This is a genomic window from Hymenobacter lapidarius, assembly GCF_001816145.1.
GTDB lineage: Bacteria > Bacteroidota > Bacteroidia > Cytophagales > Hymenobacteraceae > Hymenobacter > Hymenobacter lapidarius.
On the sequence record NZ_MDZB01000011.1, the window covers coordinates 15380 to 39499 of the forward strand.

23 protein-coding genes are annotated in these 24120 nt (G+C 60.4%); 9 read left to right on the forward strand and 14 right to left on the reverse strand.

Features of this window, described 5'->3' with window-relative positions:
* Positions 1-167 precede the first annotated feature (167 nt).
* On the reverse strand, positions 168-785 hold the full coding sequence (locus BEN47_RS00205; RefSeq protein WP_139147328.1) for a hypothetical protein: 618 nt from the start codon (positions 783-785) through the stop codon (positions 168-170).
* Between the two features lie 304 nt (positions 786-1089).
* On the opposite strand from BEN47_RS00205, the gene BEN47_RS00210 reads away from it, so the two are divergent.
* Positions 1090-3138: a M13 family metallopeptidase gene (locus tag BEN47_RS00210; RefSeq protein WP_070724197.1), complete on the forward strand. Its 2049-nt coding sequence runs from the start codon at positions 1090-1092 to the stop codon at positions 3136-3138.
* A gap of 38 nt (positions 3139-3176) precedes the next feature.
* On the opposite strand, the gene BEN47_RS00215 is transcribed toward BEN47_RS00210, so the two are convergent.
* The 4 genes from BEN47_RS00215 to glyA form a co-directional block, all read right to left on the reverse strand.
* The gene (locus BEN47_RS00215) at positions 3177-5144 is read right to left on the reverse strand and encodes an ATP-binding protein (RefSeq protein ID WP_158010765.1); all 1968 of its coding nucleotides are present in this window, start codon (positions 5142-5144) and stop codon (positions 3177-3179) included.
* Positions 5145-5240: 96 nt separating this feature from the next.
* A complete protein-coding gene (rpiB, locus tag BEN47_RS00220) occupies positions 5241-5669 on the reverse strand; it encodes a ribose 5-phosphate isomerase B (protein ID WP_070724199.1) in 429 nt (142 codons plus the stop codon).
* Positions 5670-5679: 10 nt separating this feature from the next.
* Positions 5680-6501, reverse strand: coding sequence for a twin-arginine translocase subunit TatC (gene tatC / locus BEN47_RS00225; RefSeq protein ID WP_070724200.1), 822 nt, complete (start codon positions 6499-6501; stop codon positions 5680-5682).
* 226 nt (positions 6502-6727) lie between these two features.
* Positions 6728-8020, reverse strand: a complete 1293-nt coding sequence (gene glyA / locus BEN47_RS00230; RefSeq protein WP_070724201.1) for a serine hydroxymethyltransferase — start codon at positions 8018-8020, stop codon at positions 6728-6730.
* 171 nt (positions 8021-8191) lie between these two features.
* On the opposite strand from glyA, the gene BEN47_RS00235 reads away from it, so the two are divergent.
* Positions 8192-8680 carry an RNA polymerase sigma factor gene (locus tag BEN47_RS00235; RefSeq protein ID WP_070724202.1) on the forward strand — a complete coding sequence of 163 codons (489 nt, stop codon included), beginning with the start codon at positions 8192-8194 and terminating at the stop codon, positions 8678-8680.
* A complete protein-coding gene (locus BEN47_RS00240; protein ID WP_070724203.1) occupies positions 8677-9492 on the forward strand; it encodes an anti-sigma factor in 816 nt (271 codons plus the stop codon). The genes BEN47_RS00235 and BEN47_RS00240 overlap by 4 nt, the downstream gene beginning before the upstream one ends.
* 116 nt (positions 9493-9608) lie before the next feature.
* Here the strand turns inward: BEN47_RS00240 and BEN47_RS00245 are convergent, their stop codons facing one another.
* The 3 genes from BEN47_RS00245 to BEN47_RS00255 form a co-directional block, all read right to left on the reverse strand.
* Positions 9609-10307, reverse strand: coding sequence for a metallophosphoesterase (locus BEN47_RS00245; RefSeq protein ID WP_070724204.1), 699 nt, complete (start codon positions 10305-10307; stop codon positions 9609-9611).
* 83 nt (positions 10308-10390) lie between these two features.
* Entirely contained in the window at positions 10391-10612 is a 222-nt protein-coding gene (locus BEN47_RS00250; protein WP_070724205.1) for a hypothetical protein, read from the reverse strand.
* A gap of 79 nt (positions 10613-10691) precedes the next feature.
* Positions 10692-11195, reverse strand: coding sequence for a hypothetical protein (locus BEN47_RS00255; RefSeq protein WP_070724206.1), 504 nt, complete (start codon positions 11193-11195; stop codon positions 10692-10694).
* Between the two features lie 185 nt (positions 11196-11380).
* Between BEN47_RS00255 and BEN47_RS00260 the strand changes: the two genes are divergently transcribed.
* From BEN47_RS00260 to BEN47_RS00285, 6 genes are all read left to right on the forward strand, one after another.
* On the forward strand, positions 11381-11629 hold the full coding sequence (locus BEN47_RS00260; protein ID WP_070724207.1) for a 4a-hydroxytetrahydrobiopterin dehydratase: 249 nt from the start codon (positions 11381-11383) through the stop codon (positions 11627-11629).
* A gap of 84 nt (positions 11630-11713) precedes the next feature.
* The gene (gene rsmI, locus BEN47_RS00265) at positions 11714-12484 is read left to right on the forward strand and encodes a 16S rRNA (cytidine(1402)-2'-O)-methyltransferase (RefSeq protein WP_070724208.1); all 771 of its coding nucleotides are present in this window, start codon (positions 11714-11716) and stop codon (positions 12482-12484) included.
* Between the two features lie 4 nt (positions 12485-12488).
* Positions 12489-14114 (forward strand): apolipoprotein N-acyltransferase, encoded by a 1626-nt coding sequence (gene lnt, locus BEN47_RS00270; protein ID WP_239691447.1) that lies wholly within the window; start codon positions 12489-12491, stop codon positions 14112-14114.
* Positions 14115-14317: 203 nt separating this feature from the next.
* Positions 14318-15121: an inositol monophosphatase family protein gene (locus BEN47_RS00275; protein WP_070724210.1), complete on the forward strand. Its 804-nt coding sequence runs from the start codon at positions 14318-14320 to the stop codon at positions 15119-15121.
* Positions 15122-15203: 82 nt separating this feature from the next.
* Positions 15204-15425: a FeoB-associated Cys-rich membrane protein gene (locus BEN47_RS21675; RefSeq protein ID WP_070724211.1), complete on the forward strand. Its 222-nt coding sequence runs from the start codon at positions 15204-15206 to the stop codon at positions 15423-15425.
* 136 nt (positions 15426-15561) lie between these two features.
* Complete coding sequence (locus BEN47_RS00285) at positions 15562-15903, forward strand: hypothetical protein (protein WP_070724212.1); 342 nt, start codon at positions 15562-15564, stop codon at positions 15901-15903.
* Positions 15904-16012: 109 nt separating this feature from the next.
* Here the strand turns inward: BEN47_RS00285 and BEN47_RS00290 are convergent, their stop codons facing one another.
* From BEN47_RS00290 to rfbB, 6 genes are all read right to left on the reverse strand, one after another.
* A complete protein-coding gene (locus tag BEN47_RS00290; RefSeq protein ID WP_070724213.1) occupies positions 16013-17032 on the reverse strand; it encodes an SPASM domain-containing protein in 1020 nt (339 codons plus the stop codon).
* Positions 17033-17185: 153 nt separating this feature from the next.
* Positions 17186-18988 (reverse strand): TlpA family protein disulfide reductase, encoded by a 1803-nt coding sequence (locus BEN47_RS00295; RefSeq protein ID WP_083321957.1) that lies wholly within the window; start codon positions 18986-18988, stop codon positions 17186-17188.
* 242 nt (positions 18989-19230) lie between these two features.
* Positions 19231-20628 carry a DNA repair protein RadA gene (radA, locus tag BEN47_RS00300; RefSeq protein ID WP_070724215.1) on the reverse strand — a complete coding sequence of 466 codons (1398 nt, stop codon included), beginning with the start codon at positions 20626-20628 and terminating at the stop codon, positions 19231-19233.
* A gap of 236 nt (positions 20629-20864) precedes the next feature.
* A complete protein-coding gene (rfbA, locus tag BEN47_RS00305; protein ID WP_070724216.1) occupies positions 20865-21743 on the reverse strand; it encodes a glucose-1-phosphate thymidylyltransferase RfbA in 879 nt (292 codons plus the stop codon).
* A 101-nt stretch (positions 21744-21844) separates the two neighbouring features.
* Positions 21845-22852, reverse strand: a complete 1008-nt coding sequence (locus BEN47_RS00310) for an SDR family oxidoreductase (protein ID WP_070724217.1) — start codon at positions 22850-22852, stop codon at positions 21845-21847.
* Positions 22853-22982: 130 nt separating this feature from the next.
* On the reverse strand, positions 22983-24038 hold the full coding sequence (rfbB, locus tag BEN47_RS00315) for a dTDP-glucose 4,6-dehydratase (protein WP_070724218.1): 1056 nt from the start codon (positions 24036-24038) through the stop codon (positions 22983-22985).
* Positions 24039-24120 lie beyond the last annotated feature (82 nt).

Here is a 24120-nt window from a genome sequence, read left to right on the forward strand (position 1 = left end):
AGCCAGCGTCTCATTGGATGGATAGTCTAGAATCGGGGCCACCGTTGTTTACCTCCCCCCGGTGCTTCCACTAATTCGTCTGCAGCCCTACGAACCGGGTGGCTTATGGTCCTAAGCCCATTCAGGCACCAGGCCGTGGCAAGCAAGTAGCGAGCGACCCAGCAGGCTTATGGAATGGGCGGGTTGACAATAATCCCAAATGTGCCGGATATTTTGGCTGTCGGCGCCAGCGTTTCCGGTGGGTCTATGGGCGAAGTAGTTTCCATAACCGCCCGCCAAGGGCATTTCCCATTCACTGGCGCTGCATCCTGTACGGGCGCGCGATTTTTTTTACACTTGTGAATTTTTTCCAGGTCGTCGATAGCCTTATCAATATCATCTTTAGGCTTTGGCTTTTTCTTCTTGATTTCCCAATAGTTGATTATGGTATTATTGGGTTGCGGAGAACCCGTCACTTGCACCGTGAAGCGCGCCTCGTGCGGGTTGGCTGGGTCGGTATCATCCCGAAAAGAATACGTGAGGGGAGTGGTTGTCAATGGGGCAAAGGCTCCAGGCTGGGGATGTGTATCGTAGAATGCTTGGGCCTCACTCGTGCAGATATCTGTGGTAGTATAAAGGTGCTCGACAGAAGCTATTCTGGGCAGCTTGACAGTCATCAAATCGATACTCGGTGAGCCGCTATTACCGGCGCACTCTTCATGGCTCGGGGCTGGTTGGAAACGCAGGAGACGCCACTCACCAAGCACAGAGTGCTTAGAACTTTGATTAAATAATTTATAATTCAAATATGCAAATTATTTTATAAATATTTAATACTCAAGTTGCACTTAAAGCCAAGCTGCCGCAGGTATTCGGATTAACTGAGTGCTTAAACGCTCATCTGTGTTGCATTAAGCAATTGAATCGATGGCCGCACTACCTCCGATAAATCCGATGGTCGAGCCGGAACGGCTCCATAAATCGACTGCACTTTCAAAGCAGCTATTCTTTTGTCGTTCGCGTCTTTATTTTTATACCGGCCCGAAGCCAGCCATCCCGGCTAACAGTGCTCGGGTCTTCCAACTAAGCACTTATCTCTTCTTTCTCCGCATGAAAAAACACCTCCTCCTGATACCCTTGCTGGCCGCTGCCGTGTCCGGCTGCCCGTACAACTCTTTGAAAACGGCCGACTCCGGCAACAAGTCCGACCTGCTCTACACCGCCCTGGACACGACCGTGGCACCCGGCGACGACTTCTTCAGCTACGCCAACGGCACCTGGATTAAGAATAACCCAATTCCGGCTTCGGAGAGCAACATGGGCATCGGCAAGAAAGTCCAGGAAGAGGTGTATGCCCGCCTGCGCCAGACCAGCATGGAAGCGGCGAAAGCCAATGCCGCAGCCGGCAGCAACCAACAAAAGATTGGCGATTTCTGGGCCGTGGGGCTCGATTCGGTGAAGGCTGATAAGCTGGGCGCCGCGCCCATCAAGGCCGAGTTGGACCGCATTGCGGCCATGAAAACCGTGGCCGAAGTGCCCGGCGTCATTGCCCACGAAATCCCGCTGGGAGTGCGTGCCCTCATTGGCATCGGGGTGAGCCAGGACGATAAAAACAGTGAGAAAATGGTGCTGACCCTGCGCCAGTCCGGCCTGGGCCTGCCCAACCGGGACTACTACTTCAACACCGACTCGCGCACCGCCAACATCCGGGCCGAGTACGTGAAGCACGTGACCAACACCTTCCGGCTGCTGGGCCAGGATGCCACCACTGCCCAGGCCAACGCGGCCCGGGTAATGGCCCTGGAAACGAGCCTGGCCAAGTCCTCGCGCAAGCTCGAAGCCCTGCGCGACCCCTACGCCAACTACAACAAGATGAGCATTGCGCAGCTCAACAAGCTCACCCCCGGCCTGGACTGGAAAAACTGGCTCACCCAGATGGAATTCACCGGCGTGGACACGGTCATCGTAGGCCAGCCCGAGTTCTACCAGAACGCCGCCCAGCTGCTCCGGACCAAGCCGCTGGACGACTGGAAGGCCTACCTTACCTGGCAGCTCGCGCGCACGTTCGCGCCCACGCTGAGCAGTCAGTTTGTTGATGAGAACTTCCGCTTCTACGGCACCGTGTTGCGCGGCGCCAAGGCCATTCGGCCCCGCTGGAAACGCGTGCTCGACATGCAGGAGGATGCCCTGGGCGACGCCCTGGGCCAGCTGTTCGTGAAGGAATACTTCAAGCCCGAGACCAAAGCCCGCTACGATACGCTGGTAAAAAACGTGGTAGCCTCCTTTGCCGAGCACATCCAGAAAGTGGATTGGATGAGTGCCCCCACCAAAGTAGTAGCGCTGGAGAAGCTGCGTAAAATCACCCCCAAGGTGGGCTACCCCAGCAAGTGGAAAGACTATTCGGCTCTTACCATTGACCGCAGCTCACTGGCCGCCAACGTAATGCGGGCTAACCAGTGGCAGTACCGCTACGAGCTGAACAAGCTGGGCAAGCCCGTGGACCGCACCGAGTGGGGCATGACCCCGCAGACCTACAACGCCTACTACAACCCCAGCAACAACGAAATTGTACTGCCCGCCGCCGCCTTTGCCGTGCCCGGCCTGCTCGACGCCGACGCTGATGATGCGCTGGTGTACGGCTACGCCGGCGCCAGCACCATTGGCCACGAGCTGACCCACGGCTTCGACGACCAGGGCAGCCAGTTCGACGCCAAGGGCAACCTGCACGAGTGGTGGAGCAAAGAAGACCGCCAGCGCTTCAATCAGCGCGTGGCCGGCATCGTGAAGCAATTCAACGGCTACACCCTGCTCGATTCCCTGCACATCAACGGCGAGGCCACGGCCGGCGAGAACATTGCCGACCTGGGCGGCATCGTCATCGGCCTCGATGCATTCAAAAAGACCAAGCAGTACAAAGAGGGCAAGAAAATAAACGGCCTCACGCCCGTGCAGCGCTACTTTCTGGGTTACGCCCTGGGCTGGCAAAACCACACCCGCGACGAGAGCCTGGCCAACCAGCTGCTCACCGACGTGCACTCGCCGGCCCAATACCGCGTGAACGGCCCCATGGCCGATGTACCGGCCTTCTACGAAGCTTTCGGCATCAAGCCCGGCCAGAAGCTGTACCGGCCCGACTCAACCCGTGTTATTATCTGGTAACTGGCAACCACCTGACAGCCCACAAAAGAGCCCTTCCCTTAAAAGGAAGGGCTCTTTTGGGCTTTAATCTTTTCGACTTCTGTGGCTATGCTTTTTGCCATGGGCAGGCTCACCGTCACGTTGGTGCCGGCGCCGGGGCGGCTCTGGATAACCAGCGTGCCGCCGTGCCGGTGCACAAAAGCCCGGCAAAGCGCCAACCCCAGGCCCAGGCCGGTGGTGGTTTGGGGCATGACGGTGGCCTCGGGCAAGGCCGGGCCGCTCATGAGCGAGGCCACCGTGGCGGCATTCATGCCGGGTCCCGTATCGGTGCAGCTCAGGAGCACCATTTGGGCGTCATCGGGGTCGGGAGCGGCTTCGAGGTGCACATGGCCGCCGGTGGGCATGAATTTCAGGGAGTTGCCTACGAGGTTGCGCAGGATGGTGCGGGTCATGTTGCGGTCGGCCATCAGGCGCAGGTTGGCTGGGGCCGACAGGGTGATGTGCTGCCAACTGGCGGCCGCCGTGGTCTGGTACAGGGCCTGGCACTCGGCAAACAGCTCCGACACCAGCAAGGGCGCGGGCCGGTAGTCCAGCTCCCCGGTTTGGCTCACGGCCCAGTTCAACACGTTGTCGAGCAGGTGGTTGAGACTATCGGCTGCCTGGCGCACCAGCGCCGGCAAACGTGCCAGGCCAGCCTGGTCGTTTTGCGCGATGTAGGAATCAATCAGGCTGGTGACGCCCGCAAACGCCGTGACCGGCCCGCGCAGGTCGTGGGCCACGATGGCGTACAGCTTGTCTTTGTATCCCGCCACGGTGCGCAGCTCGGCCGAGGTTCGCTCCAAGGCCTGGTTGTTGGCGGCCAGGGCGGCCCGGTTGCGGCGCAGGTTGCGGTAGAAGTACGCTGTCACGAGCAGGCCAATGGCCAGCACGGCCACGGCCAGCACCAGCAAGCGGCTGCGCCACGCCTGCTCTTCGTTTTGCTGCGTGAGCTGGCGCATGCGGCGGGCCCGTTCCTGGGTCTCGTAGTTTACCTGGGCCGAGGCCAAAGTCTGAAAGGTTTGCCGGTTGTTGAGCGTGTCGTTCAGGTCCACGTAGCGCTGGTTCCACTCGTAGGCTTCCCGGTACCGTTCCTGGTCAGCCGCCTGAGCCGCCAAAATGCTGTAGGAGTCCAGCACGCGTTCGAGGTAATTGCTTCGGCGGGCTACTTTCAGGGCCTCGCGAACGGCTGCATCGGCACGCTCGGGCTGGCTGGTTTGCATGTAATACATCGCAAACATAATCAGTTGGTTGGCCTGGTTACGCACCGCGTGTTGCCGCTGGCTGATGGCCAGCGCCTGCGTAAGCAAACGGTTGACCCGGCCCATGTTGCCCACGCGCATCTGATACGTGGCCAGGCTGGAGAGGTAGGTAGACTGCGCCGTGGAGTCGCCCTCGCGCCGGGCCAGGGCCAGGGCCAGCGAGTCGTAGCGCATGGCCTGCGGGTACTGCTGCCGGAAGAAAAACAAGCTGCCCACGTTGCCCAGCAGCCGCATGCGGGTGTGGGCACTCACAGCTGGCTGCCCCGCCAGCTGCAACGCCCGCCGGTAGTGCTGCCAGGCCGTCACCGAGTCCCGCCGCTCGTGGTAGATGCTGCCCTGTGAGGTGTAAGTCCGGGCCAGGGCATCCACATCGCGCAGGCGCAGGGCCAGGCCTTGCGCTTCGGTTAGCAGCGTCAGCGCTTCCGGCCCATTGGATAGGTTGGCGTAGCAGCTTGCCAGATTCAGGAGGCTGCGCAGCAGGCCGGGCGCACGCTGCTTCTCGGGCAGTGTGCGGGCAAGGCCAACGGCCGCTTCGCCGTAGGGCAAGGCCCGGCTGGGCTGCTCGGCGCTGAGGGCCGTGGTCATGGCCTGCAACAGCCGCAGCCGGGTGGTGTCGGAAAGGCTGGTGTTCAGTTTTTGGCGAATGGCTTCCGTGCTGGACGGCATCGGCCGTTGCGCCGCGGCCCGCTCCGGAAAGGATAGCAGCAACCCTATGGCTAGCAGCCACATTGGCAAAAGTCCGGGCCACTTCTTGATTAGCTGCATAGGGCTAGCCAAAGATAGGCACGGGGCCACTAATGCCCACACTTTAGTGCCAGCCCATGCTTAGCAATTTATTTTGGAAACCCGGGCCTGGTGCCGGCCACCTTCAAAATCGGTTTTCAGGAAGGCCGAAACGATTTCGCGGGCCTGCTCTTCGCTCACGTAGCGCGCCGGCACGCACAGCACGTTGGCGTTGTTGTGCTGCCGGGCCAGGGCGGCCAGTTCGGGCAGCCAGGCAATAGCGGCCCGCACCTCTTCGTGCTTATTGGCCGTGATGCACACCCCGTTGGCAGAGCCACAGAGGAGAATGCCCTGCCCGGGCGTGCCCGCCGCTACAGCCGCCGCCAGCGGGTGCGCCACGTCGGGGTAGTCCATCGAATCGGCGGAATGCGTGCCAAAATCCTGCACTTCGTAGCCCTGGCCGACGAGCCAGGTACGGAGCATTTCCTTTTGGGCAAAGCCGGCGTGGTCGGAACCGAGAGCGAGTTTCATGGCAGTAAGGTTAACTGGACGGGTTCTGCTCCTGGGCCAGCTTGGCGTTGAGTCGGGCGGTATCGCCGCGCCGCACCGCTCGGGCAATATTGATGCTTAGCTCGTAGAGCAGCATAACGGGAATGGTCACAATGATTTGGGCGGTGATGTCGGGCGGGGTAATGACGGCAGCCAGCACCAGAATCACCACAATGGCGTGCTTGCGGTACATCTGCATTATTTCGGGCGTAATCAGGCCGGCTTTGGCCAGGAAAAACACCACCATGGGCAGCTCAAACACGAAGGCGCAGGACATGGTCATCGTGGTGAGCGTGGAGATGTAGCTCTGCATGTCAATCTGGTTTTCGATGGTGGGGTCCACCGTGTACGAAGCTAGGAAGTTGATGCTGAGCGGCGCGGCCACGTAGTAGCCGAACAAGAGGCCCAGAATGAACAAGATGGACACGAAGAACACGGCACCCTGCGAGTTTTTGCGCTCGTGCGGGTACAGGCCGGGCTTCACAAAGCGCCATATTTCCCAGAACAGGTAGGGAAACGCCAGTACAATGCCCACCATGAACGACGTGCTGATGTGCATGGCCAGCTGCCCGCTCATTTCGCGGTTTTGAATCACGAAGTTGACGCTGTTCTCGCATGGCTCGGTGGAGCCCATTATCTCGCCCAGCCGGCAGAAGGCCCGGTAGGTCCAGAAGTCGTTGCGCGAGGGCCCCAGAATCAGGTCATGAAACAGGAATTCCTTAGCGAAAAACGCCGCAGTGGAAAACACCACCACCGAAATAGCCGCCCGGATAACGTGCCAACGCAACGCCTCCAGGTGGTCGATAAAGGACATTTCGTGCTGTTCACCCAGCGGTTTACTTTGTTGCGGTTGAGATTGCACAGAGAATCGAGGGAAATATATAAATGGAAGGACAAGCTAAAAAAGAACGTCATGCTGAGCTTGCCGAAGCATCTCTACTGCGCAACTAATTTGCTTTAGTAATGCGGTATGGATGCTTTGGCAAGCTCAGCACGGCCGCCCGTTTATCAGGTGAGCTGCCTTCTTCAGTACGTAAAAACTACGCAAAAAGTGGGTAGTCCTGCAGCCAAGTGTTTACCTGCTGCCGCACTTGCCCGATGCGGGTGTCGTTGTCGTGGTGGGTGAGGGTTTCGTCAATCAGCTCCACAATGCGGCCCATGTCCGACTCGCCCAACCCCCGGGTAGTTACGGCGGCGGAGCCAATGCGGATGCCGCTGGTCACGAACGGCGACTTGTCGTCGAAGGGCACCATGTTTTTGTTGATGGTGATATCGGCCCGCACCAGCGTGTTCTCGGCCAGCTTGCCGCTCAGGCCTTTCGAGCGCAGGTCGATGAGCATGAGGTGGTTGTCGGTACCACCCGAGATGATGTTGTAGCCCAGGCCCATGAAGGCCTTGGCCAGCGCCTGGGCGTTGCGCGCCACTTGCTGGGTGTAGGTTTTAAAGTCATCGTTGAGGGCTTCGCCAAACGCCACGGCCTTGGCTGCAATCACGTGCTCGAGCGGCCCGCCCTGGGTGCCGGGAAACACGGCGCCGTCCAGCACAGCCGACATTTGGCGGATTTCGCCTTTCGGCGTTTTCAGGCCGAAAGGATTTTCGAAGTCCTTGCCCAGCATGATGAGGCCGCCGCGGGGGCCGCGCAGGGTTTTGTGGGTGGTGGTGGTCACCATGTGGCAGTGCTCAAACGGCGAGTTGAGCAGGCCGGTGGCAATGAGGGCCGAGGGGTGCGAAATATCGGCCAGCAGCAGGGCGCCCACCTCGTCGGCGGCTTCGCGCAGGGCGGCGTAGTCCCAGTCGCGGGAGTAGGCCGAGGCGCCGCAGATAATCATCTTGGGGCGCTCGCGGCGGGCAATTTCCTTGATTTTGGACCAGTCGATGAGGCCGGTTTCGCGCTCCACGCCATAAAAGCTGGGCACAAAGTACTTGCCTGAGAAGTTGACCGGCGAGCCGTGGGTGAGGTGGCCGCCGTGGCTCAGGTCGAAGCCCAGGATTTTGTCGCCGGGCTTGAGGCACGCCAGGAACACGGCGGCGTTGGCCTGCGCGCCGGAGTGGGGCTGCACGTTGGCCCAGGCCACGCCAAATAATTCCTTCACCCGGTCGATGGCCAGCTGCTCTACCTGGTCCACAATTTCGCAGCCACCGTAGTAGCGCTTGCCGGGCAGACCCTCGGCATACTTGTTGGTAAGCACGGAGCCCTGGGCGGCCATTACCTGTTCCGAAACATAGTTTTCGGAGGCAATAAGCTCCAATCCGTGGGTTTGACGGGTTTTCTCCTGAGCAATGAGGTCGAAAACGGCGGTGTCGAGAAGGCTGGCGGGGGCGACTGTTTGCATAAGCGTAAAGGTAACAGGTGAGGGGAGTTGCCAAGGCAGCAGCGGGCAGCTTTTGGGGAAGTGAAGAACGAATGGCGCGCCTGCTTGTTCAAAATGTGCGCGGCGGCAGCCCTTTGCGCAACCTCGTCTGCTATTTCCGTTGTTACTTGCCAGTGCCTTTGCCCCACCGCCATGTCCGCGCCCCTCGCCGAAACCCTTACCCAGCTGCGCGTCGGCAATCAGAAATTCCTGGTTGACTTTTACCAGCGCAGCCGGCACTTGTTTGCCCGTTGGGCGCAGCGCCAGTTCAAGCTGGAGGCACCGCAGGCCCACGCGCTGCTGCAGGATACCCTGCTCGATTTCTACGACCAGGTAGCCGACGGCCGCCTCACCCTCCTGCCCGCCGACCTGCGGGCCCACGTGTACGGCATGGCCCAGCAACGGCTCGACGCGCAAGTGCCCGCCAATGTGCCCCTGCCCGCTGCCGAGGCCAGCCGCCGCCAGCGCCTGCTCACCCAGTTCAACCAGCTGGGCGCTGACTGCCAGCAGGTACTGACGTACTTTTACTTCCGGGGCTACCACTTCGAGAAGATGGGTGGCAAAATGGGCTTCCCAAACGCCACCGTGGCCCGCCTGCAGAAAAGCACCTGCCTGCGCAAACTTTACGAGCTGCTGAAATGAGTTCGTCGACTCCCTCCCCCGACCTGCGCCCCTATTTCGACGACCTGGAACGCTTCGCGGATGGCCAGATGGCCCCGGCCGAACAGGAAGCATTTGAGCTGCGGCTGGAGCAGGACGAAGCCATGGCCGATGGCTACGCGGCCTACGAGCAGCTTACTGCCGACCTGCGCTGGGCAGCGGGCCACAACACCCTGCGCCTGCGCCTGCAAGCCCTGGACGAACGCATGAACCAGCGCGGCGACGCCCTGGCCCGCACCGAACAGCTGGTGAAGCGCCGCCGCCGCTGGGCTACGTGGGGCACTGTGGGCGGCTTGCTGCTGGTGCTGGCCACTGCTGTGGCCTTTTACCTGGTGCGCCCCGGCCGCGCCCGCCCCGCCCGCAACTGGGAGGCCTACTACCAGCCCGACCCCGGCCCCGCCGTGACCACCGGCTTGCTGCACAGCCGCCCGCTGCTCGGCGAAGCCCTGGACCAGTACCAGGCCGGCCACTACCCGGCGGCGCTGCACTCGCTCGGGCGCGTGTCGGCGGCCAGCGTGGGGGCCGATACCTTGCTGTACCTGCGCGGCCTAATTTTGCTGCGGCAAGGCCAGGGCGATGCGGCGCAGCTCTACCTGCGCCGGGTGGGCGACGAAGACAGCACCAGCGAGCTGGCCCGCCGGGCCCGCTACCACCTCGGCATGGCCCACTGGCAGGCCAAGGAGCCAATCGAAGCACTAGCCGAGCTGCGCGCCGTGGCCGCCGATGCGCAGAACCCCTATCAGGCCTCAGCCCGCAAAGCAGTGGCCGCCGGCGTATTGGTGCCCAAAGACTAGCACCCTGACATGGGTTGCTGGTTGTCAGTTTTGGATTATTAGTTATTAGACAAGGAGTTACCTACCTACCAATAACTAACAACAAGCAACTATCAACGAGCAACACCGCATCCCGGCTAGCGCTTGCCAATGGCGTAGGGAGGCTCCCGATTGGCTACTAGGTGGAGTTTCCAGGTGTCCAGGTTGAGGGCGACCAGGTGGGCCAGTTCGGGGTTATGGCGGTACACGCAACCAGTATCCAGGCCCAGTACGGCTGGCTTGGTTGCGGCCTTGGCGCGCACCTGCGCGGTGGGCGCGGGCACGTGGCCGTGTAGCAGGCGCTTGCCCTGTACACGGGAGGCATCGAAGACAAATTTCTTGATGTTGAGCATGGCCGAATGGTCGCAGCGCATCTCGGCGGGGGGCAGCGCGAAGTTGTAGCCCGCGTGCACCAGCAGAAAATCGGGCAGCTCTATTTCGTAGGGCAGCGCGTTTAGCCACGCCAGGTAGTGCGGCGGAATATCAGCCATGCGCCGCACGCCGAAGCTGCGTAGCGTGGGCAGCCGGCCCCGGGGGCCCAGCCAGTCCCAGCGCCAGCGCTGGCGGGCAGCATCAAGCAGGGCCTGGTCGTGGTTGCCGCGCAGGCAGTGCACGTGGTAGCCGCTGGCCTGCAGGTGCATGAGGTAGTCGAGCACGCCGCGGCTGTCGGGGCCTTTGTTCACGTAATCGCCCAGCAGGTAGAGCTCGTCCTGAAGAGTCAGGCGCAGCTCCTCTTCCACCAGATAGCGGAAGGTGTGCAGGCATCCGTGCAGGTCGGTGGTGGCAAAGCGGCGCACGGCAAAACAGAAATGCGAAGCGGAAAAAAAGCGTCATGCTGCACCGGGCAGCATGACGCTTTTATTTGAAAGTTGCGGGAAGCTTAGTGGCTGCCGTAGGTAGGACTGTCCAGCTCGGGCTTGTCCAGGTTGCGGTTGGGGTGAAGCAGGCCAGCATCCAGGGCCTCTTGCTCAAGCCGGTCCTGGGTGGCTTCGTCCCGCGTCAACACGGGCAAGTCGCCAGTGCCTTTGGGCAGGCCTTCGCCCGCCGAATTGTCTTTGTTCTCACCCGACTGCTGATTAGAATCATTGCTACTATTCGACATGATAAAAAGAGTTAGTGGAAGAAAATGTGAAAGGGGATACGGCTTCTGACCTTACCCTCCCGATAAGCAGGCGCGCTGCCTACTGGTCGATGGCCGTGTCGCTGGCGTTGGGGTCGTTTAGCTCGGCGTTGGTATCGGTGCCGGTGATGGGCGTGATGGGGCGGGGCTCCATCTGGCCCATACCCACGCGGGAATTGGGGTTGCGCATTTCGTCGAGGCCGGGGCGGCGGTCGTGGGCGTCCAGTTCGTCTACGGGGTGGCCCGAGGGAATGATGGTTCCGGAGTATTCATCCTCGGCGGGCATGTCCTGGTTGGGGCGGTCGGGGCGACCTTCGTCGCTGGAGCGCATGTTGTCGCGGGGCGGGCTCATGTCGTCGGCGGCTTCGTTCACGCTCAGTGCGGTTTCGCCGCCGGCGCTGTCGGTGCCAAATCCTTCTTTGCCGTCGCGGTTGCCAAAGCCGCCGCGGGCCGCTTCGTTTTTGGGAGGGTCGGCGTTGGGGATGTGGTGACCGGCCTCCATTTCTTCGTTGGTCGTGTCGTCGTTGATGACGCGAATGGGGCGATTGTTAGGGTCGATGGCCATGGGGAAGCGTGAAAAGGGTGATGAAGCAACTAGACATTGGTGTACTTTAGTTTGGCCGTTTGGGTTTACGTACCCGGCCGTACTTCCCCCGAAAGCCACAATCTTTCGGGCCCGCTGCTTTTGGCGGGCCGGGCCACGCTTCAGGCCCGCTCCGCTTTTTTATCTCAACTAGTATTCCCCGCCCTATGTGGACCGAAACCGACAACAGCCTGCGCCGCAGCTTCACGTTTGCTGATTTCAAAACCGCTTTTGCTTTCCTCACGGAAGTAGCGGCCGAGGCCGAGCGCCTCGACCACCACCCCTGGTTCAGCAACGAGTACAACACCGTTGAATTCCGCCTGCGCTCCCACGATGCCGGCAACACCATAACCCAGCGCGACCGCCGCCTAGCGGCGGCGATTGACGCGGCCGCCGCCCGGCACGCGGGCCAGTAAGTTCCGGAAATAACATTCCCAGCTCATCGCTCCCTGCTGCCCGCCCGCCGATAACCGCGCCCGGAACCGGCCTACCTTTGCCCCATGCCCAACACGGTCCTTTACCTCGTGCCCACGCCCATTGGCAATCTGGAAGACATTACGCTGCGGGCCATCCGCATTCTGGGCGAAGTGGGCACGGTGCTGTGCGAAGACACCCGCACCAGCGGCCGACTAATGCAGCATCTGGGCATCAAAAAGCCGCTGCTCTCCTACCATCTGCACAACGAGCACCAGCAGGTGCCGCGCCTGCTTGACCGCTTGGCCAAGGGCGAAACCATGGCGCTGATATCGGACGCCGGCACGCCCGGAATTTCGGACCCGGGGTTTCTGTTGGTGCGCGAGTGCTTGGCGCAGGGCTTGGGCGTGGAGTGCCTACCCGGCGCTACGGCGTTTGTGCCAGCCCTGCTCAAGTCGGGCTTTGGGGCCGAACGGTTCACGTTTGAAGGGTTTTTGCCGGTGAAGAAAGGCCGGCAGACCCGGCTGCGGGAGCTGGCTTCAGAGACCCGGACCATGATTTTTTACGAGTCGCCGCACCGCATTGTGAAAACGCTGGGCCATCTGGCCGAGGTGCTGGGCCCGGAGCGGCCCGCCTCGGTGAGCCGCGAGCTCACCAAATTATTTGAAGAAACCGTAACCGGGACGCTGGCCAGCCTGGAGGCTGATTTCGCCGCCCGTCCCACTATCAAAGGAGAAATTGTCGTTGTCGTCGAAGGAAATCTTGCCCCGCCCGTCCGTGAGCCCCGCCCCGGCCGCGAAGACCGATACCGCCGTACCGATGAAGACGATGCCGATGACGTTGCCGCCGAGGACTAGCCGCATGCGTCCGGCGGTGCTGGCCGTGCTGGGCGCCCTGCTCCTGTGGGGCGGCTGGGCCCCGTGGCCCACGGCCTGGCTGGTCCCGTTGTTGTTCATCGGCTGGGTGCCCTACCTGCTCCTGGAGCGGCAGCTCACGCTGCAGGGCGCCAGCAAGCGCACGGTGTTCGGCTACACCTACCTGTTTCTGGTGCTCTGGAACGCCCTCACCACGTGGTGGGTGAGCTACGCCGAGCTCACGGCCGGCATTGCCGCCGTGGTGCTCAACGCCCTGCTCATGTGCCTGCCGCTCATGGCATTCCGCCAAACCAAGAAGCGGCTGGGCAGCCGCGTAGGCTACGCCTCGCTGCCCATTTTCTGGATTGCTTTCGAGCAGCTGCACCTGCACTGGGACCTCACCTGGCCGTGGCTCACGCTGGGCAATGGCTTTGCCGCCGCGCCGCAGTGGGTGCAGTGGTACGAGTACACCGGTTTCCTGGGCGGCTCGGTGTGGGTGTGGGCCGTGAACCTGTTGATATTCTGGGCGTGGTGGGGCCGCGGAGGCGTGCCGTTCTGGAACATTGCGGGACCGCGCCGGTGGCGCTGGGCCATGCCCATTCTGACGATGTGGATACCCTTCACCATTTCAACCGTTATCGGCCGTAACTACCAGGAAAAAGGGCCTACGGCTGAAGTAGTGGTGGTGCAGCCCAACCTCGACCCGTACGTGGAGAAGTTTGAGGGCGGCGCCAAATTCGTGCCTTACGACGAGCAACTGACCCGGCTGCTGAGCCTGACCGAGCAGAAGCTCACGCCGCAAACGCGCCTCGTGCTCTGGCCCGAAACCGCGCTGGAAGAGTCTTACTGGCAAAACACGATAGACAGCAACTACAAGATTCTGCGTATTCGCGAGTGGCTGCGGCGGCACCCCGGCGTGTCCGTGCTCACGGGCATCACGACCATCGATTCTTACCCTAATAAGGAGGGAGCCAGCGAGACCGCCCGCTACCGCGACGACCTGGGCTACTACGACATTTTCAACACCGGCGCCTATTTCGCCACGGCCGCCGCGCCCATTGCCTTCTACCACAAGTCGCGGCTGGTGCCGGGGGTCGAGAAGATTCCGCCCCTGCTGGCGTCGGTCATTTCCCACATCGATTTGGGGGGCACGGTGGGCAGCGTGGGCAGCCAGCCCGACCGCACCGTCTACCCGGCCCCTCCGGGTGCCCCGGCTCTGCGCGTAGCTCCCATTATTTGCTATGAGTCCATTTACGGCGACTTCGTGAGCGAGTACGCGCGCAACGGCGCCACGCTGCTCAGCGTGATTACCAACGACGCGTGGTGGCACGATTCGCCGGGCTACCGCCAACTCTTCAGCTACGGGGTTCTGCGCTGCATCGAAACCCGCCGCGACCTGGCCCGCTCGGCCAACACGGGCTTCACCGGCTTCATCAACCAAAAAGGCGAGGTGATTCAGCGCGAGCAAGCCTGGATTCCCACCGCCAGCCGGGCCACCGTGCACCTGAATGACGAGTTGACGTTCTACGTGCGCTTCGGCGAGCTCATTGGGCGCGGCGCGCAAATTCTGGCGGTGCTGCTTTTGATGGTTGCCATTGTGCAGGGCCAGCGCCAAAAACAGTTGGCTCGTTAGGCAAACTCCCCTCCTTTTTTAAGGAGGGGACACTCACGCGAAGCGTAAGCTGGGGTGGTTACCCTCGTTGCACGACACCCGAACAACTGGCGATGGAGTTGTTCGCCCATCGTTCAACGACTTCACCACCCCCGTCCGAGCCGTTGGCTCGAACATCCCCTCCTTAAAAAAGGAGGGGAGTTTTTTCTTTCTGCCTCCTTCCCATGACTCCTGATTTTCCCCAACTTTCCCTGCGTCTCGCGGCGCTTTGCCGCACCACGGCCCAGTTCATCCGCCAGGAGGCGGCCACCTTCGACCGGGGCCGAATTGAGCACAAGGGCGTGCACGACCTGGTGAGCTACGTGGACCAGGAAACTGAGCGCCGGCTGGTAGCGGGCCTGCGTGAGCTGCTGCCCGAAGCCGGCTTTATTACCGAAGAAGGCACCGCCGGCCCCGATTCGCACACCGAAGAATTCATCTGGATAATTGACCCGCTGGATGGCACCACCAACTTCGTGCACGGCCTGCCCGTGTACTCCATCAGCGTGGCCCTGCTGCACCGCAAAGAGCTGGTGGTGGGCGTAGTGCACGAAGTAAACCGCGACGAGAGCTTCCGGGCCGTGCGCGGCGGCGGCGCCTTTTGCAACGACCTGCCCATCCGCGTAACCGACATTTCGCTCCTCAACGAATCCCTCATTGCCACGGGCTTTCCCTACAAGGACTTTGGCCAGATGAATACCTACCTGCAGGTGCTGGGCGCGTTCATGAGCCGCAGCCACGGCGTGCGCCGGCTGGGCTCCGCCGCTGTGGACCTAGCGTATGTAGCGGCCGGGCGCTGCGAGGGTTTCTTCGAGTTCAACCTCAATTCGTACGACGTGGCCGCCGGCATCTTGCTGGTGCGCGAGGCGGGCGGGCACGTCACCCAGTTTCTGGCAGATGGCGACCCCGTGTTTGGCCGCGAAGTGGTGGCCAGCAACGCCCACGTGCACCGCGAGATGCAGCAAACCATTGGCGAGTTCTGGGCCTAGGCACGCGGCCCAAAGCGCTGGGCACACCACTCGGGTTTAGTAATTTTGTAAACCATTCTTTTTCCACTGCAGTTACCCTGGTATGATGCTGCTCGCCCTTACCGCCGTCGAAATTCAATATTTCCTAATTGGTGCCCTCTTTGTAGCCGCTGCGTTCTATGTGGGCCGCATTTTCTGGCGGGCGTTTTTTAGCAAGACGGCGGCTGGCTGCGCCAAGGGCTGTGGCGGCGCCTGCGGCAGCCTGGATGTGAACCAATTGCAGCGCACCATTGAGGCGCGAAGCACTACGCGAACCGGCCGCTAGCGGCGCTCGCGCCTTCCCACGCATTTTATTCAGCTTTGTATAACCCGCCCCCGCCCCGGCTCCGTATAGCCGGAGCGGGGGCGGGCGGCGTTTGCGCCGTTCCGTTCCGCCTTTCACTTTCCAACACACCACCGCCATGCAGGACAAAGAAGAAGAACGCTCACTCGTGAACGTTGAAAACAAGCTGAATAAGGATGGCTTCACTCAGGATTTTACCGTGCGCGACGGCCGCATGCAAACCATTGGCGACGACTCGAGCAAGAGCTACGCGCCCGATGAAGTAACCATCGTTGATTTTTACCGCTTCGAGGGCGAAAGCAACCCCGATGACATGTCCATTCTCTACGCTCTGGAAATGGCCGACGGCGTGCGCGGCACCATCTCCTCGGCCTACGGCACTTACGGCGACACCGATGCCTTCGAGTTCCTCAAGCAAGTAGAGGACTTGGGCAAAAACCTAACGAAGAATCACAAATAGCCTTACTCAGGCTATTCGAAGCGGGGGATTGTTGGTGGCGGACATGCGATGTTCGAGGCCGGCAGTCCTCCGTTTGCGTAGCGGGCAGGCCAAGCCAGATTACCCTGGGTTAGCCCCACACTTTGGTGCCTTCCGAGCAATTGCGACACATGTCAATCTGGTCACGGCCCTTGAGCAGGCTGCCGCGAAACTGCTGGTACTTGGGGCCGCGCCAGAGCTGCCGGAAGGTTTCGGTTTTCAGGTCGCCTTGGCGGTATTCGGCGTCTTTGTCGAAGCAGCAGGGCACCACCAGGCCGTCCCAGGTGATGACGCACGAGTGCCACATTTTCCAGCAGTGGTCTACGAGTTTGTTCTTCAGACTCCAGGTACCGTTGGCGTTGTTCTGGTACCGCGAGTAATAGTCGATGGTCGGAATAAGCGGCGAGCCGTGCTGGTGGTCGTAAATCTGCGCGGTCTTGAACCACACGTCGTCCACGCCCAAGGCTTCGGCCAGCTGCTTGGCATCTTCAATCTGGTGCTCGTTCGGCCGCACCACCAGAAACTGAAAGATGATGCGCGGCGTGCTCAATTTAAGCTCCTTACGCCACTTCACCACGTTGCGCGTGCCTTCCAGCACCTTCTCCAGCTTGCCGCCCACGCGGTACTGCTGGTATACCTCCTGGGTGGTACCGTCGAGCGAGATAATGAGACGGTCGAGCCCGCTTTCCACGGTGCGCCGCGCATTTTCGTCGTTAAGGTAATGGGCGTTGGTGCTGGTGGCCGTGTAGATGCCTTTGCCCGCCGCGTACTTCACCAATTCCAGAAACTGCGGATGCAGATACGGCTCGCCCTGAAAATAAAAAATCAGGTACCACAGCCGGCTGGCTACTTCGTCGATGGTGCGCTTAAACAACTCTTCCGGCAGCATGCCCGTGGGCCGCGTGAAGGAGCGCAACCCGCTGGGGCACTCCGGGCAGCGCAGGTTGCAGCTGGTGGTGGGCTCGAAGCTCAGGGCCATGGGCAGGCCGCGCATCCGGGCCTTGCCGGTCATTTTACTTAGAATGTAAGAACCTACAACTTGGGCGGTATTCCAGACGCGAAGCGGCGTGGCTTTGGATAAAACATTCAGGCCGTCGGCGAGCAGGGACATAGAAACGGGGTAGAAAGCCCTAAAAATAAGTCATCCTGAGCGGAGCAAAGGACCTTATCGCGTCAGAACAAGTGGCGCTAGAAATATTCTAACGGCTTTTCTTGCGTGATAAGGTCCTTCGCACCACTCAGGATGACTTATTTTATTAACGCGCTATTTCTTCGTGGTCGGAAATTCGATGGCGCTGGTGTAGGTACTGGCCTTGCCAAACGACTGGTTTATCTCGTCAATGGCTGCGCGGCTGCTCAGTCGTTTCGGCTTGGTGTTGAGGAAGGTACCGTCCTCGCCTACCAGCATATAGGTGGGCACATCCTGCAAGGCGTAGTCCTGGGCCAAGGTCGAGCTCAGCCCGCCGCTGGGCACCCGCACCTGCACACCGGGCAGTTTTTTCACGTTCACGAGCTGGCGCCAGGCCTGTTCGTTTTCGTCGAGCGCAATATTGATAAAGGTGATGTTCTTGCCTTCAAACTTGCGAATCAGCTCCTGCGCGTAGGCCAGGTCCCGCAGACAAAGGCCGTTGGTGGTCTTCCAGAAGTTCAGATACACCAGTTTGCCCACGTAGTCGTGCAGATGCACCGTGTCGCCATTCGCGGTGGGCAGTTTGAAATCGGGGGCCGGGGCACCGATGGCAAAGTCCTTGAGCCGGTTGAAATCGGCTTGCAGGATGGCATAATACTGGTTCTTAGGGTCGTAATTGCGGAAATCATCCAGCATTGCCGCCGACTGCTTCACGTGCCCAAACCGGAACGACTCCTGCAGGATGCGCCCCAGAATAATGGCGCGGGTGGGGCCAGTGAGCTTTCGGCTGGCCAACGCGTAAGAAGCCGGGTAGAAATCCGGGTCGGAACGCTGGCGCTTCTCCTGGGCCACCGAAAAATGCACGTAGTTCAGCAGGAACTCATGGTACAGCTCGCTCTGCAACGCATTGGGTTCGTTGAGCAAGCCCGGCTCACGCAGGAAGTTGTAGTAGGTAGGCTCTATTTTCAGGCGGCCCTCGGTGTTTACCACCTGCTCGCGCAAGTCCTGGTAAGTCAGCCGGTCGTTGGCGTAGGAGTAGACAACTTCGGCGTGCGCGTAGTTGTAGAAGTCCTGGGTAAACGACTGCTTAGCTGAGTGGTCTTCCAGAAACTCCAATTCGTGCTTGCGGCGGTACTCCAGAAAGGAAAGGAAAGGCGCTTCATAGAGTTGAATGTTGTCGGGCAGAACCTGAAAACCGTCGTTTTCCACAAATTGCGCATCGGCCTCTACTAGGTAGTTGTTGGCGTTGGCAGCCTGCTGCCGGTGGCGCTGCTCATCGGTGAGGTTGCCGCGATTACGCAGCTTGGTGGCAAAGCCCGTAGGCACATCGTTGGGCTTGAATTTCAACGTACCTGACATGTCAGCGCCCTTAAATCGCACGTCGATGTCGGTGCCATTATCCAGATATAATGGGGCCACGTCGTCGCCATACACGAAGTCGGCCTTGGTCGAGCCGCTCACAGGTATCACCAGCTTAAAGTCGCCTTTCTCGCCAATTAGCGCCCGAACGATTCTTTCGCGGGGGTCAAGCGGGTTTTCGCGGAGTGCAACGGATACCGAATCGGTGGTGGGGCCGCTGATGCGGCCGGTGAGAACGGCCGTTCCCATGGGCACGGGGGCGCTGGGGCGGGCGGCGGGGCGGACCACTGCGGGCGCAGCAGGAGCCGTAGCGGCGGGCGCAGCAGCGGGCATTTGCTGAGCCGATGCTGGCACCGATTGCGGCTGCGGTTTTGCGGCGGGCGTCGCCTTTGTCGCAGTCGCGGTTTTTTTGACTGCGCCGGGGGCAGTGCTGCGCTTGGCTGCACTTTTCGGGGCCGCGGTTTTCTTCTGAACCACGGCCGGCGACGTTGCCTTGCTTTGCGCCTGCCCCAACAGCGGTGCCGCTAGCAGAGCCGTGCCCAGCAGATAGCGCGCGTAGGTGATGAAGGATGACATCATACTCACAAAAAACTAGAAATCGGTGGGGCCACCGACTGTTGACCTGCGACCTGAAAAATGCTACTGACTGCTGATTTTGTATGGAATTCGCGGTAAAAGACTATCAGCTGTCCGAAGATAAGGCATTTTAGTTTATAAAATCCAAATCAGCTGAATATCATTTTTCAAGCAGTTGTGCTTGTTGCTCTGGCATCTCCGGTTTGGGCTTGCACTCAGCAACTGATAATCCGTCTGCTATTCGATTAGCCGAATAAACCGTCGAGCACTTCGTCGAGCCGGCTCACGGCGTGAACTTTCAAACCGAAACGGGCGAGGTCCAGTCCTTTGCCATTAAACTGCGACACGTACATCTCCCGAAAGCCCAGTTTTTCGGCCTCAGCCAGGCGCTGGTCGAGGCGCGACACGGCACGGATTTCGCCGCTCAGGCCCACCTCCGCGGCCAGGCACACATTGCCGGGAATGGGCACGTCGTTGAGGGAAGAAACCACGGCCGCGCACACGGCCATGTCCAGGGCGGGGTCGTCGAGGCGCAGGCCGCCGGCAATGTTCAGGAACACGTCGTGCTGGCCCAGGCGCAGGCCGGCGCGCTTCTCCAGCACGGCCAGCAGCATTTGCAGGCGCTTGGCGTCGAAGCCGGTGCTGCTGCGCTGCGGGGTACCGTAGGTGGCGGGCGTTACCAGGGCCTGCACCTCCACCAGCAGCGGCCGGTTGCCCTCCAGCGTGGCCCCAATGGCCATGCCGCTCAGGCTCTCGCCCCGCTGCGAGAGCAGGATTTCGGAGGGGTTGCTCACCTGGCGCAGGCCATCGCCCTGCATTTCATAAATGCCCAGCTCCGAGGTGCTGCCGAAGCGGTTTTTGGTGGTGCGCAGGATGCGGTAGCTCATGTGCCGGTCGCCCTCAAACTGCAGCACAGTATCCACCATGTGCTCCAGGATTTTGGGGCCGGCAATGCTGCCGTCTTTGGTAATATGGCCGATGAGCAGCACCGGCGTGCTGGTTTCTTTGGCAAACTTCAGGAACTCGGCCGTGCACTCGCGCACCTGGCTCACGCTGCCCGCCCCGCTTTCCACCAGCGTGGAGTGCATGGTCTGGATGGAGTCAATGACGAGGATGTTGGGCTGCACCTGGTCAATCTGCCGGAAGATGTTTTGGGTGTTGGTTTCGGTGAGGATGTAGCAGCCGGAATGCTGGCCGTCGGCCATGCGCTCGGCCCGCATTTTTATCTGTGCTTCGCTTTCCTCGCCGCTCACGTAGAGCACCTTCATTTGGCGCAGACTCAGGGCAATTTGCAGCATGAGCGTGCTTTTGCCAATGCCGGGCTCACCGCCAATCAGCACGATGGAACCGGGCACGAGGCCGCCGCCAAGCACGCGGTTCAGCTCGCCGTCGGGGGTGATGATGCGGGGCTCGTCCTCGGCCAGAATATCACCCAACGGCACCGACTTGGCGGCCTTCTTGAGGTTGCCGCCGGGCACGGTGCTGGCGGGCTTCCACTGGCCGGTGGTGGTGGCCACGGTTTCCTTTTGAATAACTTCTTCGACGTAAGTGTTCCACTCGCCACAGGACGGGCAGCGGCCTATCCATTTCGACGATTGCGCACCGCAGGATTGACAGAAAAAAACAGTTCTCGCTTTGGCCATATACAGAGGAGCCAGCTGCTAGTCAGCCGGCTTTAGATAAGGGTTTTAAAACCGAAAAAGTGCCAGCAAAAAGGTCATTTGGCGCCTGCAAAGCTACTTATTGTCTTCAGCGGCTCACCCACAATCACCCAAAGCCGCAGCGCACCCAACGCAGGGCGCCTAACGAAGAATGAGGAATGCAAAACCGACCAGTAGGCCCGGATTTTGCATTCCTCATTCGTCGTTAAATGCCGCTGCTACTCGGCCATTACCAGCTGCTCGGGCAGGTGCATCAGGTAGTCGCCGTAGCCGCTTTTGCGCAGCGGCGCGGCAATGGCGCGGAGCTGGTCGGCGTCGATGAAACCCTGGCGGTACGCCGCTTCTTCAATGGAGCCCACCTTCAGGCCCTGGCGCTGCTCAATTACTTTCACAAACTCGCCGGCCTGCATCAGGCTCTCAAAAGTGCCGGTATCGAGCCAGGCGGTGCCCCGGCCCAGAATGCCCACTTTCAGGGTGCCGCGCTTGAGGTACTCGCGGTTCACGTCCGTGATTTCGTACTCGCCGCGGGGGCTCATTTCGAGGTTCTTAGCTATTTCCACCACGTCGTTGTCGTAGAAATACAAGCCAGGCACGGCGTAGTTGCTCTTGGGCTTGGCCGGCTTTTCCTCAATGCTCAGGGCTTTGTTGTTGCCGTCGAACTCCACCACGCCGTAGCGTTCGGGGTCGTGCACGTGGTAGGCGAACACCACGCCGCCCTGGGGGTTGTTGTTCGATTTCAGCAATTCCTCCAGGCCTGCGCCGTAGAAAATGTTATCGCCGAGCACCAGCGCCACCTTGTCCTGACCGATGAAGTCAGCGCCGAGCACGAAGGCTTGCGCCAGTCCATTGGGTACTTCCTGCACCACGTACTGGAAATCGCAGCCCAGGTTCTTGCCGTCGCCCAGCAGTTTCTTGAACTGCTCCTGGTCGTGGGGCGTGGTGATAATCAGCACTTCCCGAATACCAGCCGACAGCAAAATGCTGAGCGGATAGTAAATCATCGGCTTGTCGTATACGGGCATGAGCTGCTTGCTCACGGCCAGCGTGAGCGGATGCAGGCGGGTGCCGGAGCCGCCGGCGAGAATAATTCCTTTCATGAGCGCAAGGTTTCGCTAAGTTTAAAAGTTAAGTTTCGCTGCGTTTTTGAACACTGCCGATTTCGCGAAACTTGTTTTTCAACTTCGCGAAACCTTGCGCGCTAATTACGTTCCTGGATAAATGTCTGGTTGGCCTTAAACCACGCCAGCGTCTGCTTCAGGCCTTCGCGAATACGGATTTGCGGCTGGTAGCCCAGCAGCCGGTTGGCCTTCGAGATATCGGCCAATGAGTCCCGAATGTCGCCGGGCCGGTCGGGGCCGAACTTGGGCGCCAGGTCCGAGCCGGCTTCCTCGCGCAGGATGTCATACATCTGCACCAGCGAGGTGCGGTCGCCCACGGCGATGTTGTAGACCTGGCCCAGCGCCTCCGGGTTCGTCACGAGTGCGGCGCGGATATTGGCTTCCACGCAGTTTTCCACGAAGGTGAAGTCGCGGGTCTGGCCGCCGTCGCCGTTGAGCGTGGGCGCCTGGTTCTGCAAAATGGCGTCGATGAACAGCGGAATCACTGCCGCGTAAGCTCCGCCCGGGTCCTGGCGCGGACCAAAGATATTGAAGTAGCGCAGGCCGATGATTTCCATGCCGTAGGTGCGGGCGAATACGTCGGCATACAGCTCGTTGGCATACTTCGTGACGGCGTAGGGCGACAGCGGCTTGCCAATCCGGTCTTCCACCTTGGGCAGGCCGGGGTGGTCGCCGTAGGTCGAGGACGAGGCCGCGTACACGAAGCGTTTCACGCCCGCGTTTTTGGCGGCCGTGAGCATCTGCACGAAGCCGCCCACGTTCACGTCGTTGCTCAGCACCGGGTCGTTGATGGAGCGCGGCACGGAGCCCAGCGCCGCCTCGTGCAGCACCACATCCACCCCAGCACAGGCGGCGGCACAAACGGGCGCGTCGCGGATGTCCCCGTCCATGATTTCCAGGGCCGGATTATCGGCGAAGAGCGCCAGGTTTTTGCGGAAGCCGTTGGAATAGTCATCCAGCGTGCGCACCTTTTTCACGCCGTATTTCAGCAGGTACTCCAATAGGTTGGAGCCAATGAAGCCCGCGCCGCCCGTGACGAGAAACGTTAAGTTGTCGAGCGGCTGCTCGTGGAAAGGATTTTCGTACATTTTATTACTATTAATCAGCACGTCATGCTGAGCGTAGTCGAAGCATCTCTACCTCGATAGTATTTCAATCGGCCCAATAAAGCGATAAAGATGCTTCGACTGCGCTCAGCATGACGGTTTTTTTATTCCTCTACCGCCCAGCGTATTGCTGCTTGTTATAATCCTGGTAAGAGCCGCTGGTTACGTGGTTCAGCCACTCCTCGTTTTCGAGGTACCAATCCACGGTTTGGGCCAGGCCTTGCTCGAAGGTCACGCTGGGTTTCCAGCCCAGTTCGTTCATGATTTTGCTGCTGTCGATGGCGTATCGCATGTCGTGGCCGGCGCGGTCCGTCACGAACTTGATGAGCTTGCGCGAGGTGCCGGGTGACTGGCCGGTTTTCTCGTCCACTACGTCGCAGAGCAACTCAATAAGCTTGAGGTTCTGCCACTCGTTCACGCCGCCGATGTTGTAGGTTTCGCCGGCTTTGCCGTTGTGGAACACCGCGTCAATAGCTGTGGCGTGGTCTTTCACAAACAGCCAGTCGCGCACGTTTTCGCCTTTGCCGTACACAGGCACCGGCTGACCGGTGCGCAGGCGGTGGATGGCCAGCGGAATCAGCTTCTCGGGGAAGTGGTTGGGGCCGTAATTGTTCGAGCAGTTGCTCAGCTTGATGGGCAGGCCATACGTGTGGTGCCAGGCACGCACAAAGTGGTCGGAACTGGCTTTGGAAGCCGAATATGGCGAGCGGGGGTCGTAAGAAGTCTCCTCCGTGAACATCTCGGGGCCGAAGTCCAGCGAGCCGTACACCTCGTCGGTGCTCACGTGGTAGAACACGTGGCCGTCGTAGCCACCGGGCTGCCACAGGTTGCGGGCCGCGTGCAGCAGATTCACGGTGCCGATGACATTCGTTTTCACGAAGGCCATGGGGTCGGTGATGCTGCGGTCTACGTGCGACTCGGCCGCGAGGTGAATCACGGCGTCGGGCTCCTCGTTGGCAAACAGCTGGTCGACAAACGACTGATCCGAAATATCGCCCTTGATGAAGCAGTAATTGTCTGCGTTTTCAATGTCGCGCAGGTTCTCCAGGTTGCCGGCGTACGTCAACGCGTCGAGGTTGAGAATCTGGTAGTTCGGGTACTTAGTTACGAACAACCGAACTACGTGGGAGCCGATGAAGCCGGCGCCGCCGGTGATGAGAATTTTCATAGGATTTAATGGTTTGTCATGCTGAGCAGAGCCGAAGCATCTCTACCGCAATACTAAAATTGATTGCTTGTGCGGTAGAGAT